Genomic DNA, 17,482 nt, shown 5'->3' on the forward strand with positions numbered 1-17,482 from the left:
CACATCACCTAGCGCCGGCTGGCACGCTGCTTTTTTTGCAGGTACATTTCGCTGTCGGCGCGTTTAAGCAGCTCCTTCATCGGCTCGCCCGGTGCAGCCACCACTAAACCTACGCTGGCGCCCTGATACTGCAATACGGTGTCGGCAATATCAAAACTGCCGCGGGTACTGTCATAGATTTGCTCGCGCAAGGCCCGGGCAGCATGGCTGACATCATTGCCGGTTAACAAACCAAAGATCACAAATTCATCGCCACCTATGCGGCTGATAAAATCACCTTCGCGTCTGTCGTGTTGCAATCTGGCGCTGATGGCCAGTAAGAACCGGTCACCGGCATCATGGCCATACTGATCGTTAATGCGTTTAAAATCGTCAAGATCAATATAGGCGACAAATACTGCGCTACCATTGCGTTGGCTGTTGGCTAAGATGCGCAGCAATTCCTGCTCCAGCGCCCGCCGGTTACCTAAGCCGGTTAACGGATCAGACAGGGCGACATTACGAAACTGGCGATTTTCCTGCGCCAGCTGCATTAGCAGCTGTTCGCGCTCTACCTGCATAGCAATAATCCGGCTAATCAGTTGCAACAAGGTCGCGCTGGCAGCCGACACCACGGTTTTTGCTGTACTGGCAGCGCATACTGTACCGTACAGCATACCGTCAGAAAGCTGCACCGGTGCACTGACATAAGTACTTATCCCCAGCTCTGCTGCGGCGGCTGAATCTCCCCAGCAGGCAGCAACGTCACTGGTAACAAACTGCTTTTGTTCCAGTGCCCTTTTACACAACGTATCATTCCAGTTAACGGCCAGGCCTTCATTAAGCTGCAGCCGGCCGGTATTTAATGAATACACTATGTGCTGCACGCCTTTCGTTAAATCAATACGGGTGAAATACGCTGACTCCAAACCGGTAGAATGCTGTAGCAGCTGGATCAGTGCTCTAACCTGCTGTTCCAGACCATCGCCTTCTATTGATGTTGTCAGCTCTTTTAATATGTCATCCATAATACCGATCACCCTGCTATTGTAATGCTGATGTTAAAACTACCATCACCCGCCATAGTGGGCAAATATGTCCCTATTACTGCTTGCAACTTGTTCACTACCACGCAGTTAGTTACAGCGCCGCCAAAAAACGCTCACTACGTGGCAGGTAGTAATTATCGTGATCTAACGAGAACAATACCTTACCGGCACGACCGATGATTTCATGCCGTGGCACAAAACCAATTACGCGGGAATCAGCACTGTTATCGCGATTATCTCCCAGTACCAGATAATGGCCGGCGGGTACTGTTACCGGGTTAAAGCTGTCGCGGCCAGTGGTGTAAGACGCCAGCTTAATCACATGGTTAACGCTTCCCAGTTGCTCGCTTAGCAGCAGGCTGGCGTCTGCAGTTTCAGTCGCGTCGGCTGTCACTGGCTGTTGTTCGCTATACGCCAGTTGTTTGCCATTGATAGTCAATACATTGTGTTGCATCGCAACAACATCACCCGGCACGCCTATAACGCGTTTTACCAACCGGTTGTCGGCTGCTTTTGAGGTGAAAATAACAATATCACCGCGCTTGGGATCGGCACGCTTAATTAATGAGGTGGTGGTAAAAGGAATGCGCAGATCGTAGGCCATTTTATTCACCAAAATACGATCGCCAATCTGAATTGTCGGCTGCATTGAGCCGGTAGGTACATCGTTCCAGTCAGCAACTGCGCTTCTAAACACAAACATCAGACTGATAAATACGATAACACCGCGATTGTCACGCCACAGCTGCAGAAATTTTGTCATACCAGCTCCATTTCAGTTTCAACAGCCGGTATGACCGAATTCAAAGCACAGAGTTCAGCACTGTTCGCACAAAGCTTTAAGTTTCAGCAATGCCTTAGGCCAGGTGTCCTGCATATATTGCTCGTACTCTGGTGCGATATCCTGCTCTATGCTGACTTCAGTACCGTTTGCTACTGTGCGAAACCGGTAGTTTTCAAACGCCGGTGCCCAGCTGGTGACATTATCACTGCTAAAATCATCCACGCCGGCGACGATAAAACCCAGGTGTTTAATTGACATAAACTCCAAGGGTATATGTTCAGCAATCGTCGCCACCATGCCATCACCGGACGGCGATAAAAAGCGTATCGTTTCGCCCTGCTGCCAGCTGCCAACAAAATAAGAGCCCTCGCAAAATGCCGAGGTCCAGTTGCGGTAACCAACGTCTGAAAACATGCGCTGCCATACCGTTTGCACCGGCGCGTTAATAACAATACTGAAGTTGAGCGGTTTTATATTGCGCATAATATTGTTGCTCTTACGTTTGGGATGTTAGGGTAAATGTTAAACACGGCCGTATTAACACCTTAAGGCTGACTTATACTGTAGCGATAAAAGGCATAGGAGCCAACTATGTATCTCAGATTTAAACTGTTTTGCTTGTTTTGCTGCAGCCTGCTAACTCTGCCAAGCCAGGCGGACGAGTTACTGTTCAGCCACTCCGGCCATCCGGTTAGCAAAACGGTGTTAATTCCGCTGCTGCAGCAGATTTATGGCGAGCTCGGTTATCAGCTAAGCTTTCAGGAAGCAGAAGGCGCCCGGGCAATAAAGCTGTTAAATGATGGTGTGGTAGATGGCGATGTTGGCAGACTAGCGCCGATATTGCATAGCCTGGATACTGCAATGCCAGCGATATTATTAGATAGCGTCAGCGTAGTGCTGTACTGCCGATCTGAGCTGCCATGCCGACATGATGTACTGGACGACGCCAGAGCCCGCATTTTAATTCCTACTCAGGATGCTACGCTGCAACTTCTAACCAGGGAGATTAAAGCTAAGCCTTATTTTAATAATGACTGGGACGGCATAATAACTATGTTTAATGCCGGTAAAATAGACTACCTGCTATGGATAGAAAGCCGCTTACTAACGCCGCCCACCTTTGCACATGCCAACAAAACGGCAACCCGCATTGGTCCCTTTAAGTTGTATCATATTTTACATTCACGCCATCAGGCCTTGTTTGAACCGGTATCAAGCCAGCTAAAATTGCATTTAGCCCATCTGACAGACTCTGCTGGGCCCAACACAGCGCAACAATAGCTAAGCATGACACTGCGGCAGCATAAATGACTGCTGATCACGAAGTTTGCCGCCTAAACCAGGCCAGGCATAAAAAAGCCGGCGCAGCGCCGGCTCTGTTCGCATTACTCTTCGGTTTTAAACACACAATGTTTAGCAAAATCGGCGGCTTCATTCGCTGTCCAATCGCCTTTGGGCTTTTCTTTCATATTGTCACACCATTTTTTGCTGCCCACCTCAGGTGCGCAGGCAGTTAAAACAGCACAACACGCCAGCAATAATCCCAGTTTTTTCATATTAACCCACTCCTTCAGCTTAAAATTACCGGCCTATGATGCCAGAGCCCAGCTGAACCGCAACTTGATAAACCGCTTATAAAAAAGGCCAGCATTGCGCTGGCCTTTTTATTTAGCTGACTTTAGCTAAGGGATATTATTCCCACTCAATCGTCGCTGGTGGTTTACCGCTGATATCGTATACCACGCGGGATATGCCGTTGATCTCATTGATAATACGGTTAGATACCTTGCCCAGTAAATCATACGGCAGGTGTGCCCAGTGCGCGGTCATAAAGTCGATGGTTTCTACTGCGCGCAGTGATACTACCCAGTCGTACTTACGGGCATCACCCATTACGCCCACCGATTTTACCGGCAGGAACACGGCAAAGGCCTGGCTGACTTTATGGTATAGCTCGGCCTTGTGCAGCTCTTCGATAAAAATCGCATCGGCGCGGCGCAAAATATCGCAGTATTCTTTTTTGATCTCGCCCAGTACGCGCACACCTAAACCCGGGCCCGGGAACGGGTGACGGTACAGCATGTCATATGGCAAACCCAGCTCTAAGCCGACTTTACGCACTTCGTCTTTAAACAGCTCGCGTAGCGGCTCTACTAAGCCCAGCTTCATATGTGCCGGCAAACCACCGACGTTATGGTGCGATTTAATTACGTGTGCTTTACCGGTAGCAGAACCTGCAGACTCGATAACGTCCGGGTAAATGGTACCCTGCGCCAGCCACTTGGCGTTTTCCAGCAGCTGCGATTGCTCGTCGAATACTTCAACAAAGACGCGGCCGATGATCTTACGCTTGGCTTCCGGATCATTCTCGCCGGCCAGTGCCGACAGGAAACGCTCTTCGGCATCAACTTTGATAATGTTCAGGCCGAAATGGTCACCAAACATATCCATTACCTGCTTGCCTTCGTTTAAACGCAGCAAGCCGTTATCGACAAATACACAGGTCAGGTTTTTACCGATAGCACGGTGCAACAACATGGCTACTACTGAGCTGTCTACACCGCCGGATAAGCCTAATATTACCTGGTCGTCACCAATTTGCTGCTTTAAGCGGATAATGGCATCTTCGATAATCGACGCTGGTGTCCACAGCTTGTCACAACCGCAGATGTCCACCACAAAGTGCTCCAGCATACGCAGGCCCTGACGGGTGTGGGTAACTTCCGGGTGGAACTGCACCCCGTAAAACTGGCGGGCTTCATCAACCATACCGGCATGCGGGCAGGTGGTGGTGCTGGCACAGGTAATAAAACCTTCTGGTACCTGTACCACTTTATCGCCATGGCTCATCCACACATCAAGCAGCGCATTGCCGTTGCCACCCACATGATCTTCAATTTTGGCAAACAGGTCGTTTTCAGCTACCACTTCTACCTGAGCATAGCCAAACTCGCGCATGTCCGAACCCTGCACCTTGCCGCCCAGTTGCTCGGCCATGGTTTGCATGCCATAGCAAATGCCCAGCACCGGTACTCCGGCTTCAAACACATACTGCGGAGCCCGTGGCGAGTTTTGCTCGTGTACGCTTTCCGGCCCGCCGGATAAAATAATACCGGTGGGGTTAAAGTCACGAATTTGCGCTTCGCTAACGTCCCAGGCCCACAGCTCACAGTACACGCCTATTTCGCGTACACGGCGGGCAATCAGCTGGGTGTATTGCGAACCAAAATCCAGAATTAATATGCGGTGGTGATGAATGTTTTTGTTCATAGCGACCTTTAGAAAGTACAGCGGCCGGTATCACCCAGCCGCATTAACAGTAAACAGTTTAGCCTAAGCGGTAGTTGGGTGCTTCTTTGGTAATTTGCACATCGTGCACGTGCGACTCGCCCATACCGGCAGAGGTTACCCGGACAAACTGCGGCTTGGTACGCAGCTCATCAATCGTCGGGCAACCGGTTAAGCCCATGGCGCTGCGCAAGCCGCCCATTTGCTGGTGAATAATGTTTTCCATCGGGCCCTTGTAGGCAACACGGCCTTCAATGCCTTCTGGTACCAGCTTCTCGGCATTGTTGCTGCCCTGGAAGTAACGGTCTGACGAGCCGTTACGCTGCGCCATTGCGCCTAACGAGCCCATACCACGGTAAGATTTATAATAGCGGCCCTGATACAGCTCAACTTCGCCCGGCGCTTCTTCGGTACCGGCAAACATTGAACCAACCATCACGCAGTTAGCACCCGCCACTAAGGCTTTGGCGATATCGCCGGAGAAACGGATACCACCGTCGGCAATAATGGTGACATCAGTGCCGGCCACGCCCATCGCCGCTTCAGAAATAGCAGTAATTTGCGGCACACCACAACCGGTAACAATACGGGTAGTACAGATAGAGCCCGGGCCTATACCCACTTTCACCGCATTGGCACCGGCTTCAGCCAGCGCTTTAGCGCCTTCGGCGGTAGCCACATTACCGGCCACAATTTGCAAATCAGGGTACTGCGCACGGGTTTGCTTAACCCGGTCCAGTACGCCCTGCGAGTGACCATGCGAGGTATCAATCAGCAAGATGTCGACGCCAGCTTCAACCAAGGCGGCAATACGTTCGTCCGTGCCCGGGCCTACGCCAACAGCAGCGCCTACCCGCAACCGGCCTAATTCGTCTTTACAGGCGTTAGGTTTGCTGGCGGCTTTGTAGTAATCGCGTACGGTGATCAGGCCTTTTAATTTAAAGTCGTTATCGACCACCAGCACTTTTTCAATGCGGTGCTGGTGCATCTTTTTAAAAGCTTCTTCACGCGGTGCCGTTTCCAGCACTGTCACTAAACGCTCGCGTGGCGTCATCAGGCTGGAGACTTTTTCATTGTTGTTGGCTTCAAAGCTCATATCGCGGCTGGTTAACATGCCAACCAGATTATTGCTGGCATCCACTACCGGGAAGCCGGAAAAGCCGCACTGCTGCGCCAGGGTTTGCACTTCGCGGATACTCATATCCGGCGTTACCGTTACCGGGTCTGACACTACACCGCTTTCGTATTTTTTAACTTTACGAACGTTTGCAGCCTGCTCTTCGATGGTCATGTTTTTATGGATAAAACCTAAACCACCTTCCTGCGCCAGCGCTATGGCTAAGCGGGCTTCGGTTACGGTATCCATAGAGGCAGAAACCATAGGAATATTCAGCGTGATGCTTTTGGTCAGTCGGGTGCGTAAATCGGCGGTGTGAGGTAGAACACTAGAGTGCGCCGGTACCAGTAACACGTCGTCAAAGGTAAGGGCTTCTTGTTTGATCCTGAGCATTGCAACAATCTCGCTGTGGCTGAAAAGATAGGGAATGTTGCGGCGCAATTTTAACGGTTTTGTCGGCGTATCACAAAGCTTTTTTTGTTTTATGTTACTCTGTGGCTCTGGTTGTTATCGCGCCCTGTTGTGAGTGTTATGCAAAACCCCGATATCTATAGTGTTTCCCGCTTAAACAGTGAAGTACGCCTGACGCTGGAACTGCAGTTTCAAACGCTGTGGTTGCAGGGTGAAGTGTCTAATTTTGTCGCTGCCGCCTCCGGCCACTGGTATTTCTCGTTAAAAGACAGCGCCGCCCAGGTCAAATGCGCCATGTTTAAAATGGCTAACCGCAGCAGCAGCTTTCGGCCGCAAAATGGCCAGCAAGTGCTTATCCGCGCCCGTATAAGTGTGTACGAGCCACGTGGCGAGTATCAACTGTTGGCCGAATTTATCGAGAGCGCCGGTGCCGGCTTATTAAAACAGCAGTTTGAACAACTAAAGGCCAAATTACAGGCCGAAGGCTTGTTTGACCCGGCACGGAAAAAAGCGCTACCCACGCAGGTGCAGCGCGTCGGGGTAATTACCTCGGCCACCGGCGCCGCCGTGCGCGATATCGTTACCGTGTTAGCGCGCCGCGCACCTGGTATAGAGGTGATTATTTATCCATCCCAGGTGCAGGGCGACACCGCCGCCGCCCAGCTTAGAAATATGCTAAGTACTGCGATACGGCGCAATGAAGTAGATGTATTAATTATTGGCCGCGGCGGTGGCTCATTAGAAGATTTATGGTGTTTTAACGATGAAGCCTTATGCCGGGCAATAGCAGCCTGCCCCATTCCAATCGTCAGCGCCGTCGGTCATGAAATTGATTTTGCCCTTACCGACTTTGTTGCCGATATGCGCGCGCCAACCCCTTCGGCAGCGGCAGAGTTAGTTTCACCGGATCAGTCGCATTTGTCAGATCGCATATTGCAGCTAAAAAACCGTTTGCTGCAAGCACAGCGCAGCCGCATGCAACAGGTTGCGCCCAAGCTGCTAAACCTTAGCCAGCGCCTGTTAGCTCTGCACCCTAAACGGCGTTTGCAGCAACAGCAGCAACGGCTGGACGAGCTGCAACTGCGTTTAGGGGCCAGCGCCAAACGTGCACTGCAAGGCGCGCAGCAACAGCAGCTTTACTTAGATAAAAGCCTGCGCCAGCTCTCCCCTGCCAAAGTGCTTACCCAGCAACAGCAGCATGTCCGCCAGCTGGAGCAGCGGCTGAAACAAGCGCAGCAACAGCAGTTAAAGCAGCATACATTGCGTCTGGCCCAGTTAAGCAGCCAGTTAAATACTGTCAGCCCGCTGGCCACTTTAGCCCGCGGTTACAGTATTACCTTTGACGAGAAACAACAGGTGGTAACCTCTGCCAGCCAGCTAAAAGCCGGCGATAAGGTGGCCATTAAACTGGCTGAAGGCGGTTTTGATGCAAGAGTTGAGCACAGCAGCAACTGACACTATCGCTGACATTTTTTATACAGTTTCGGCACAATTAAGCCGTTACAGTAGTGTTTTATCTGATGTAGGGTACTGCTGTGCGTAAACTGCTGCTGTATTTCGGCCTTGCTCTGCTAACCGGCAACAGCGCTGCCGGGGAGGAGTCAACATTTAACTGGCAACTGGGCGTCGGTTTTGGCATCGGCCATGGCCGTAACCTTGTGCCGGACTTTGATAGCAAGTTAAACGGCTTACCGCAGGTACAGATACACTTTGATTTTGAATACAAAAACTGGTTTGCCGAAACCGACAGTGTGCGCAGTGGCTATGTATTTGGCGACCCGACGCTGGGATATCGTTTAGTCAAAAACGACGATTACAATATTGCCCTGATCGCCGCCAACTATCACTATGGTTTTGGGCCTACCCTATCTTCCAACGACGGCCTGCGGCTAACAAGCCTGGAAGGCCTGAACAACCGGAAACACGATCTGCTACCGGGGCTGCGCTATCAGCAACAACTCAGCGAAAACCAACGGCTTGCTGTGCAGCTTAGCAAAGATGTTATTGCCCACCACGGTGAAATAGTCAGCCTGTTTTATGGCCATCGCTTTGAATACAACAACTGGGATCTCTACCTTAATACCGAACTTAGCTGGCACAGCGCTAAGCTGATTAATTACTATTACGGCGTTACCGCTGCCGAAAGCCTGCCCGATCGGCCTGCGTATCAGACAGGCAGCGGCTGGCGTCAGCACTTTGGCCTGGTTGGCGTTTATCCGCTGCATACCAAATGGGTAATGGAGCTGGGTTCGGGCATAAACTGGTATAGTCGCGCCCATACTCAAAGCCCGCTAACCCGGGATAAACCCGAATGGCAGTCTTTTGTTATATTCCGCTATGTGTATAAATAAAAGCTACTGCTATATCCTGCTACTTGCTGGCTGTCTGTGGTCCGGCTGCGCTGCCGCTGACCAATTGCTGCAACTTACCCCGGCAACCTGCGTAACCTTACAACAGGGCCGCAGTTGTCACACCCAGGTGCAGGTGAGCTGGCAACTGCCCAAGGCCGATAACGTTTGCCTGTACCTGCAACAGCAGGTTCTACAATGCTGGCAAAACAGCACCGGTGCGCAGTGGCGCTGGCGCTTTGAGCATGCCAACAGTCAGCAATTGACATTATGGCGGCTGGATACCAACGGCCAGCCATCAGTGTTGCTCGACAGCGCCAGCGTAGAAGTGAACTGGGTACACAATGCGCAGAAAAAGCGGCTGTGGCGGCGCTTCTGACACTTGCTGACATTTTGCTGACAAGCCTTGTACAACATGCTGCACAGCACTGCGCCAGAATACCATCACCGTTAATAACTCAGTGATGGGCAAAACCGTGAAACACACTAAATTAATCCTGTTTAGCAGCTTAGCATTTTATTGCCAGCCGGCTGTTACGCTGGCGCAGACTGAAAGCACGCAACAAGCCAACGCTGATAACAGCCAGGTCGAGCGTTTGATCATACAAGGCCAGCGCAATATGCCGCAGACAGAGGTGGACGAAGATACCCAAAAGCTGCTGAATGTTGCCGCCGTGATGGGCGATCCGATACAGGCCGTTTATACCCTGCCCGGCGTAATATACGACAGCACGGAAAGCGCCCCGGCAGTACGGGGCTCATCGCCGTTTGATAATCATTTTATGCTGGATGGCCAGCGCAGCGGGCCTGTGCTGAATAACCTGTACGGCAGTGCTATCAACCCGGAGCTGCTGGCGCAGTTTTCTTTATACCCTGCGGCCTTTGCCGCACCTTTTGGCCATGCCACCGGCGCCGTATTTGATTTGCGCCTGCGCGACCCTAAAGCGCAGCCGCTTAGCGCGGTAGTCGACTTAAATATGCTCCGCACCTCAGTACTGGCAGAAGGAGCCCTGACAGAAAATCAGGCGTTTTATGCCGCCTATCGCTTAAGTACATTGCAGCATTTTGTCGCTAAAGATGATGAGCTGGAAGATGGCGTAACAGTAACCAAACCACCCCAATTAAGCGACTACCAACTGCGCTATCAATGGCGGCCAGGCCAGCGGCATAAGTTCACCTTAACCAGCTTGGGCGTGGCGGAAAAAGCCGGTATAAACCTGTCTGCCGCCTCTGATGCCGGCCGGATAGACCCGGAAAATATTGGCGATGCCGCCTTTAATACAAACTGGCACAGCCAACAACTACGCTATCAGTTTTTTGGCAACCACGGCCAGCAACTTAATCTGGCAGCGTTAAACCTGCAGCAAAACGAAAAAGCCTCCTTTGGCGACGCGCAGTTTTATCAGCTAAAGCAGCATTACCGTGAAATACAAATAAGCTGGCAACAACGGCTCAACGCCGCACTGTCATTGCATGCCGGTGCTGAAGCCGGTGAGCTGGATGTAAGCTATGAATATGATTTAATTCCATATTACTGCACCGACCATCAACAGGATTGCCAGGCCAACCGCGGCGAACGCGAGCAGGACAACGACGGCTTAACCCAGCGTTACCACTCGGCCTTTATCGACAGCATTTGGCAACTGGGTAGCAACGTGCGCTGGCAATTGGGCTTACGTTATGACAAAGAGCGTTATACCAACGCCGCTATGCTGGCGCCCCGTACGCAGCTACACTGGCAGTTAAGCGATACGTTAGCCTGGTTTGCCAGTGCCGGACGTCACCAGAAAACACCTGATTTGGAGCAAATTTTGCCCAAAGTCGGTAACCGCCAGTTAGACTCCCCTAAAGCAGACCACTACGCCACAGGCGGCAGTTACCAGTTTGACGGCTGGCGGCTCAAACTTGAGTTGTACTATAAAAAGCTATGGCATCTGGCCAGAGCCCTGGCACCCGCTCAGGATAGCAGCGGCCAACACTACGCCAGCGATGTCAGCGGCAGCGCCCGCGGTGTAGAACTGATGCTGGAAAAACAGCTGACAGACAACTGGTCTGGCTGGGTATCGCTTAGCTATTCACAGTCCGAGCGCAAAGATCCCGTTACTGCAGTCAGCACTGAATACCGGCTGGATACGCCGCTGGTGGTTAATGCCGTACTGAATTACAAACTAAACCCGCATTGGACAATGGGTGCGGTTTTTACCGGCCGCTCCGGCAACCGCTACTCGCCCATTATTGGCGCCCGGCCGAACCCTCATCACCCGGACTATTTGCTGCCGGTTTATGGCGAGCTAAACAGCGAGCGCTTGCCGTTTTATCACCGGCTCGATGTCGAATTTAAGCGCAGCAGCCAGCTGTTTGGCCGGCCGGCCGAATACACCCTTGCTGTACGCAACCTCTACAACCGGGAAAACATCAGCGGTTACTATCTGCTAAATACGCCTGATTCACAAAGCTATCGTATCGACAAAGAAGAAGATCTGGGGATTTTCCCTTACGCCGGTGTTAAAATTTGGTTTTGACATTTTTGATACAAAATTGTCAAGCTTGCTGCGATATAGTAGCAAGCTTGCACCAGCTCAGGGAACGGCAAATTGAACACCATGCAGATAGCAGACACGGCTAACTTATTGCTGATTGAAGATGACATGGCACTGGCGCAATGGATAAGCGATTTCCTGCAACAACGTGGCTTTCAGGTCACCCATTTTAACCGTGGTGACATTGCGTTGGCGCAGTGGCAACAGCACCAGGCAGATTTAATACTGCTTGATCTGATGCTGCCCGGCGTTAACGGCCTGGAAATTTGCCGGCAGATCCGCCAACAGTCAGACATCCCGGTACTAATGCTGACAGCGCAGGGCGAAGAGCTGGATGAGGTGCTGGCACTGGAAAGTGGCGCCAACGATTACCTGATCAAACCTATTCGACCACGGGCTTTACTGGCACGGATCCAAAATGTGCTGCGCCGGCTTCAGTTGCCGCAGCACAGCACAACCGAAGCAGAACAACTGCAGTTTGGTGCACTCACCCTTAGTAAGGTGTCGCACCGGGTAAGCCTGGCTGAGGCTGAAATCAGCTTGTCTGCCACCGAATTTAAATTGCTTTGGTTACTGGCCAGTCATGCCGGCACAGTGCTTAGCCGGCAACAGGTGTTTTTACATATGACAGGCCGCGATTATGACGGGCTGGACCGGCGCATAGATATGCTAATTTCAGTACTGCGGCGTAAATTACACGATAACAGCAGCCAGCCTCAGCGGATAAAAACCATCTGGGGTAAAGGCTACTTGTTTGTTGCCGACGCCTGGCAATAAGCCGATGACGCGTATTTTTCTTGGCTTACTGCTTACCTGCCTGATATCACTATTTGGCTTAGGTTACCTGCTCGATCGCCTGGCCGCTCAGCCGCTGCCGGCCACGCCCGAGCCGCTGGCAGCAAAGTTACTGCATTATCTGGTGCAGCAAAGCCAGCATCTAAGCGAAGCAGAGTTAACCGGCTATTACCAGCAACAGGCCTCGCAACTGGATATTGACCTGCAACTGGAGCCCTATCAGGCGCTGGCGCTGCCAACCGAGCTGATGCCATTACTAAGCTCGGCCAGTGGTTTAGCCCTGGCAGGTGATCAACAGCAGTATTTGTTACGCCAATTACCGGCATATCCGCAGTGGCTGTTAAAAATGACACTGCCTAATACCGACGAGCACCATCCGCTGAGTTTATGGCTGACCTTAGCGTTGTATCTGGGTATGGCATTGTTGCTGCTGTTGTGGCAGTGGCCGTTAGTCAGCCGGTTAAAACTGCTAACCCGCGCTGCCGAGCGCTTTGGCCGTGGTGAACATAGCAGCCGTTTACGCTTATCCAAATTTAGCTATATCCCCGGTTTGGAGCAGAGTTTTAACCGGATGGCCGATCAAATAAGCCAGTTGCTGCATGAAAACCAACTGCTGGCGAAAAGCCTGTCACACGACTTACGTACCCCCATTGCGTGCCTGCGCTTTGGCCTGGACGCCTTGTTCGACGTCAGCAGCAGCGAGAAAAAACAGCAGTTGCTGCAGCGCATGGAGCAAGATGTCGACCGGATGGAGGCTATGGTTAACTCGTTTTTACAATTTGCCAGCTTATCCCGTACCGCACTTAGCCTGGAGTTTAGCCGTCAGCATATGCAACCCTGGTTACAGCACTATTGTCACAGTGTCGAACCTTTGCTGGCGCAACAGCAATTGCGTTTCTCCCTGTTAATGACCGCGCCGCCACTGCACAGCCAGATCAACCCGCACTGGCTGGAGCGGGCACTAAGCAACATTATTAGCAACGCCTGCCGTTTTGCTAACAGCCAGCTGCAAATAACCTTATCCGTTAAGCAACAGCAGCTGGTTATTACCATTAGTGACGATGGCCCCGGTATAGCCATTACCGAGGAAAAAAATGTCCTGCTGCCCTTTGTTAAACTGGACACCGCAACAGAGGATACCTCACCGCACTTTGGCCTGGGGCTGGCTATCACGGCAGAAATTATTAAGTGGCATCACGGCAGTATTATTGTCGACCGCGACCCCGCGCTCGCCGGCGCCCGCTTCAGTATTTACCTTAAGCTCTGCAGCTAGCATTTTAAGCTCATCGGCAAATGGCAGCTGTAATACAAGCCTGACATAAGTTGTACAAATTACGCACAAACCTCTGACAGCTATAGTTGGCCGTTACTTATAAATTAGCGGCAGTTATTACTCCACCAGAGGACACTGCTATGAAGACAAGGATTACTACCACAATACTTAGTGCTGCTTTACTGCTGACAGCATGCCACAGCGATAACAACAAGTTAACAGATGGCCCATTGGCGCCAGCTAAACTTGAGGGCATATTTGCCCGATCCGGTTATGGCCAGGTGTTTGATTTTTCCGCGCAGCATTACCGGCTTTACAGCACAACCAGCCAATATTGCCGTTTAGAGCAACAAGGCAATATTGCAGAGCTTGAGATAAAAACACTGCAGATAAGCGAAAAGGGCCAGACCATCACTGCTGCATTACCTGGCAGCACGGCGTTTCCGGTGCAATTGCGCAAACTAAACCAACTGCCTGACAGTTGCACCAAGCCGCTAGCAGATAGCCAAAATGTCCGCCTCAACTTCGACTATTTCTGGCACAGTATAAATGAGCTTTATGGTTTCTTTCCGCAACGGAATATTGACTGGGATAAGCGCTATCAGCAATATCAACATCAAATCACCGATAACCTGACTGACGCTGAACTCTTCGACCTGCTGTCGGCTATGCTGGCCGATTTTGCCGACAGCCATGTTACGCTACACGCAGAAATTGAAGGCGAGGCGGCGTACTTTAGCGCTGCACGCTCCACAGTGTTGGCAGAAATGGCCCCGCACTTTGAGCTTACTGACACTGAAATGCAAACCGCCTTGCAGCAAACTTCGTTAGCTCTGATGCAGCACTATGCCGGTACTGCACCATTACAGACAAGCGGTGCCGCACAACCGCTATGGTGGGGACTAAGCGAAGACAACGTAGGTTATATAATGCTGCAGGGTTTAGCAGGCTTTAGTGCCGACTCTGAGGATATTCAGGCTGATGTCGCCGCTGCCCGGCAGGCATTTTCACAAATGATGGCAGCACTGGCCGGTGCTGACGCTATTATTCTCGACAACCGGTTTAATATTGGCGGTTATGATGATATTGCCGCTGAGCTGGCACGCTTTTTTATCGCGCAAAGCCAGACTGTATTGACTAAAAAGGTGAATAATCTTCAGGCACACCAGGTCGAACAAACGCTGCAGCTTAGCCCGGTTGCACAGGTATATACCGGCCCGCTGTTTCTGATAAACAGCGAAGTAACGGTCTCCGCTGCCGAAACATTCAGTCTGATGCTAAAAGATCAACCACAGGTTACCTTATTGGGCCAGCCGAGCAACGGCGCTTTGTCCGATATGTTGCAGAAGCCGCTTCCCAATGGTTGGCTGCTCACCCTATCAAATGAAACCTATCTGGATCAGCACAGACAGTCTTTTGAAGTAAGCGGCATACCTGTTGATATCGAAACACCGGTATTTTCTCAACTGGATTTAGCACTACAAAAAGTCAGCGCCTACGATACTGCACTGGCTTTACTGGAAAAATCTTACCGGCAGGATGTCAGCACGCAAGATCTTGAGCACATTATCAATCAGGCAATAACCGGCAATATCATTCCCGGCATTGCCGTGGCCATGGTGAAGCAAGGCGAACTGAAATACAGCCAAGGCTTTGGCAAAGCCAGTGAAAATACTCAGGTAACGGCCAAAACACCTTTTGTGCTGGCATCGGTTAGCAAGGTGTTTAACGGCACCCTCGCCGCGCTGCTGGTTGAGCAGGGCAGACTCAATCCAGACACAGAAGTGCGTGATGACATCGGCATCAGCATGACGCTGCCTGAGCATGTTACAACCCCGGTAAGGCTGTGGCATTTGCTGTCACATACCAGCGGTATTGCAGACAGTGACGCCTATCACTGTGGTTATTATTTCAGTGAAGGCGGCCAAAGCATGCTCAATACGTTGCAAGCAGAAAACAGCTGCCCTGATCCTGTGCAACCCGAACTAGAGCAGTTTTTGCAAGACTACCTCAATAGCAGCGGCAGCTTATATTCGGCCGCTAACTACCAGCTACCAGACGGTGTGCAACCGGGTAAGCAATATCATTACTCCAACATCGGCAGCGCCCTCGCTGCACAGATGATGTCCTGTCATTTAGCAAGCCCCTTTAACAGCATAATGACAGACGAATTATTACAGCCCCTGGGCTTGAACCAGACAAAATGGGACTTGCCCGGTACCCAACTACCTGATACAGCAACCCGCTTTATATGGCAGGATGCAACAAGTGGCTTAGTACCGCTACCTCACTACAGGGCCGCCACCTGGCCCGATGGTTTTCTTGCATCCTCTGCCGAAGATTTAGCCAAATTCGCCCAGGCGGTAATGCGCCCAAATCACCCATTACTAAGCAATAAAGTGCGCCAACGCATGCTAGAACCTTTAGTGAGCATATATCCCGGCAAGCAGGTTGGCTATCAGTGGATAACAGAAGGTGGCTACATCTACCATGACGGTAGCGATCCTGGTACGGAAACCTTGTTATTGCTGCAGCCAGCATCACAAAACGCGCTGATTGTTCTTATCAATACCGGAGGTATGGCAGATTGGCAGCACCCGGCACTGCCCGAGTTTATCAACACGCTTAAAACTGTGGCCTGGCATACCATGCTTGGGCTTTAACAGAAGGCTTGATTACAAGTCAGATGCATTTATCTGGTAAAAAACTAGACAGCCCCCATAAAAACCGGGCGATGTAAGCTACACCATCCCGGTTTAATCAAGCATTATGAAAAGGGGGCGGAGATTATTAAAGTTAACTTCAAATAAGCTACTATATTTCAGTGGTTTACATGGGGTTGCGATTGTTAGCTACGACCCCATTCTCCAAGTAGCGGCTTACGCTCAATCGGCATTGATTACAACTACCGGCATAATATCAACGACAACTGGCAGATTTTCGCAGAGGCTTTGTACGAGCATTTCAGCAGCGACGTGCGCAATAGCCCCGTCGCCCGCAGCAACTATGAAGCCGAAATAGGTATTGGGTTTATTTATATTTTTTAGATCCACTTTGCTGCAATTGACGGAGGTATTCTTTTGCAGCATACTTAGGCAAAACTACGCCAATGACGCACCAACTTGGACTAAGTGTGATATTTGTTGAAACGACCATTTTTACAAAACTCCTGAAAGAATTGATGCGCGACGACGAATATCGCGAGTTTCAGCAGTACCTGGCAAATAATCCCGAAAGTGGCAAATTGATAAAAGGTGGTGAAGGGTTACGCAAAGTTCGCTGGGGCTTAGAAAAACACGGAAAAAGCGGTGGCGTGCGGGTAATTTATTACTACGTACAACCTGACAGCCATTTACGTATGCTGTTGATATACCCAAAGAACGAGCAAGACAATTTAACCGACAAGCAACTAAAGCAATTAGTTGCAGCAGTAAACAGGTGGCATGATGAAAGATAAACTGTTTGAGCAACTACTGGAAAGCGTTGAAGAAATGGGTGAGATTGTGCGCGGTGAACGCCAGCCATCGCGTGAAACTTTCGTTGCGGCTGTAAAAGTGAAAGAAATTCGCCAGAAAACGAACCTGACACAAGCAGCATTTGCCGATCTGATTGATGTACAGCTGGGTACGCTGCGCAACTGGGAACAAGGACGCCGCGAGCCTACCGGCCCGGCTAAAGCTTTGCTACGTGCTATTGAGCGTGATCCAGAGAATGTACTGGCGGCACTTAATTAATACTCTAGCCTTTCAGCTACCAAATGGCCGCGTACGTTACTAAAGAGCAGAAGCCAGATAATTATCAGAGCAACATCACAAGATTATTTTGTTCTGACCCTAAAATTCCAATTAAAGTCAATTTCGCGTAATCCACTATATTTCGAAGGCTTACAGGAAATGGC

Annotated in this window: 16 protein-coding genes and 1 pseudogene; 11 read left to right on the forward strand and 6 right to left on the reverse strand. The window is 50.8% G+C overall.

Annotated features, from left to right (window positions below; genetic code table 11):
* Positions 1–8: 8 nt before the first annotated feature.
* The 3 genes from MN202_RS06725 to MN202_RS06735 all read right to left on the reverse strand — a co-directional run bounded on the left by MN202_RS06725 (position 9) and on the right by MN202_RS06735 (position 2,295).
* On the reverse strand, positions 9–1,007 hold the full coding sequence (locus MN202_RS06725) for a sensor domain-containing diguanylate cyclase (protein WP_335735328.1): 999 nt from the start codon (positions 1,005–1,007) through the stop codon (positions 9–11).
* 112 nt (positions 1,008–1,119) lie between these two features.
* Positions 1,120–1,791, reverse strand: a complete 672-nt coding sequence (gene lepB, locus MN202_RS06730; RefSeq protein ID WP_335735329.1) for a signal peptidase I — start codon at positions 1,789–1,791, stop codon at positions 1,120–1,122.
* A 54-nt stretch (positions 1,792–1,845) separates the two neighbouring features.
* A complete protein-coding gene (locus tag MN202_RS06735) occupies positions 1,846–2,295 on the reverse strand; it encodes an SRPBCC family protein (RefSeq protein WP_335735330.1) in 450 nt (149 codons plus the stop codon).
* A gap of 108 nt (positions 2,296–2,403) precedes the next feature.
* Between MN202_RS06735 and MN202_RS06740 the strand changes: the two genes are divergently transcribed.
* Positions 2,404–3,093 carry a hypothetical protein gene (locus tag MN202_RS06740; protein WP_335735331.1) on the forward strand — a complete coding sequence of 230 codons (690 nt, stop codon included), beginning with the start codon at positions 2,404–2,406 and terminating at the stop codon, positions 3,091–3,093.
* Positions 3,094–3,197: 104 nt separating this feature from the next.
* On the opposite strand, the gene MN202_RS06745 is transcribed toward MN202_RS06740, so the two are convergent.
* From MN202_RS06745 to guaB, 3 genes are all read right to left on the reverse strand, one after another.
* Positions 3,198–3,368: a DUF3012 domain-containing protein gene (locus MN202_RS06745; RefSeq protein WP_335735332.1), complete on the reverse strand. Its 171-nt coding sequence runs from the start codon at positions 3,366–3,368 to the stop codon at positions 3,198–3,200.
* Positions 3,369–3,504: 136 nt separating this feature from the next.
* On the reverse strand, positions 3,505–5,082 hold the full coding sequence (guaA, locus tag MN202_RS06750; RefSeq protein WP_335735333.1) for a glutamine-hydrolyzing GMP synthase: 1,578 nt from the start codon (positions 5,080–5,082) through the stop codon (positions 3,505–3,507).
* Between the two features lie 58 nt (positions 5,083–5,140).
* The gene (guaB, locus tag MN202_RS06755; protein WP_335735334.1) at positions 5,141–6,610 is read right to left on the reverse strand and encodes an IMP dehydrogenase; all 1,470 of its coding nucleotides are present in this window, start codon (positions 6,608–6,610) and stop codon (positions 5,141–5,143) included.
* Between the two features lie 138 nt (positions 6,611–6,748).
* On the opposite strand from guaB, the gene xseA reads away from it, so the two are divergent.
* The 10 genes and pseudogenes from xseA to nadS all read left to right on the forward strand — a co-directional run bounded on the left by xseA (position 6,749) and on the right by nadS (position 17,318).
* The gene (gene xseA, locus MN202_RS06760; RefSeq protein ID WP_335735335.1) at positions 6,749–8,083 is read left to right on the forward strand and encodes an exodeoxyribonuclease VII large subunit; all 1,335 of its coding nucleotides are present in this window, start codon (positions 6,749–6,751) and stop codon (positions 8,081–8,083) included.
* 80 nt (positions 8,084–8,163) lie between these two features.
* Positions 8,164–8,979, forward strand: coding sequence for a MipA/OmpV family protein (locus MN202_RS06765; protein ID WP_335735336.1), 816 nt, complete (start codon positions 8,164–8,166; stop codon positions 8,977–8,979).
* Between the two features lie 64 nt (positions 8,980–9,043).
* Positions 9,044–9,355: a DUF3019 domain-containing protein gene (locus MN202_RS06770; protein ID WP_335735337.1), complete on the forward strand. Its 312-nt coding sequence runs from the start codon at positions 9,044–9,046 to the stop codon at positions 9,353–9,355.
* 97 nt (positions 9,356–9,452) lie between these two features.
* Complete coding sequence (locus MN202_RS06775) at positions 9,453–11,498, forward strand: TonB-dependent receptor plug domain-containing protein (protein ID WP_335735338.1); 2,046 nt, start codon at positions 9,453–9,455, stop codon at positions 11,496–11,498.
* An 81-nt stretch (positions 11,499–11,579) separates the two neighbouring features.
* Positions 11,580–12,293: a response regulator transcription factor gene (locus MN202_RS06780; RefSeq protein ID WP_335735416.1), complete on the forward strand. Its 714-nt coding sequence runs from the start codon at positions 11,580–11,582 to the stop codon at positions 12,291–12,293.
* Positions 12,294–12,297: 4 nt separating this feature from the next.
* Positions 12,298–13,584, forward strand: coding sequence for an ATP-binding protein (locus MN202_RS06785; RefSeq protein WP_335735339.1), 1,287 nt, complete (start codon positions 12,298–12,300; stop codon positions 13,582–13,584).
* A gap of 140 nt (positions 13,585–13,724) precedes the next feature.
* Entirely contained in the window at positions 13,725–16,247 is a 2,523-nt protein-coding gene (locus MN202_RS06790; protein ID WP_335735340.1) for a serine hydrolase, read from the forward strand.
* 207 nt (positions 16,248–16,454) lie between these two features.
* Positions 16,455–16,631: pseudogene (locus MN202_RS06795) on the forward strand (MipA/OmpV family protein); the annotation flags it as partial.
* A 62-nt stretch (positions 16,632–16,693) separates the two neighbouring features.
* The gene (locus MN202_RS06800; RefSeq protein WP_335735341.1) at positions 16,694–17,041 is read left to right on the forward strand and encodes a type II toxin-antitoxin system RelE/ParE family toxin; all 348 of its coding nucleotides are present in this window, start codon (positions 16,694–16,696) and stop codon (positions 17,039–17,041) included.
* Positions 17,031–17,318: a NadS family protein gene (gene nadS / locus MN202_RS06805; RefSeq protein WP_335735342.1), complete on the forward strand. Its 288-nt coding sequence runs from the start codon at positions 17,031–17,033 to the stop codon at positions 17,316–17,318. The genes MN202_RS06800 and nadS overlap by 11 nt, the downstream gene beginning before the upstream one ends.
* Positions 17,319–17,482: the final 164 nt, after the last annotated feature.

Source organism: Rheinheimera muenzenbergensis (assembly GCF_036984005.1).
Classification (GTDB): Bacteria; Pseudomonadota; Gammaproteobacteria; order Enterobacterales; family Alteromonadaceae; genus Alishewanella; species Alishewanella muenzenbergensis.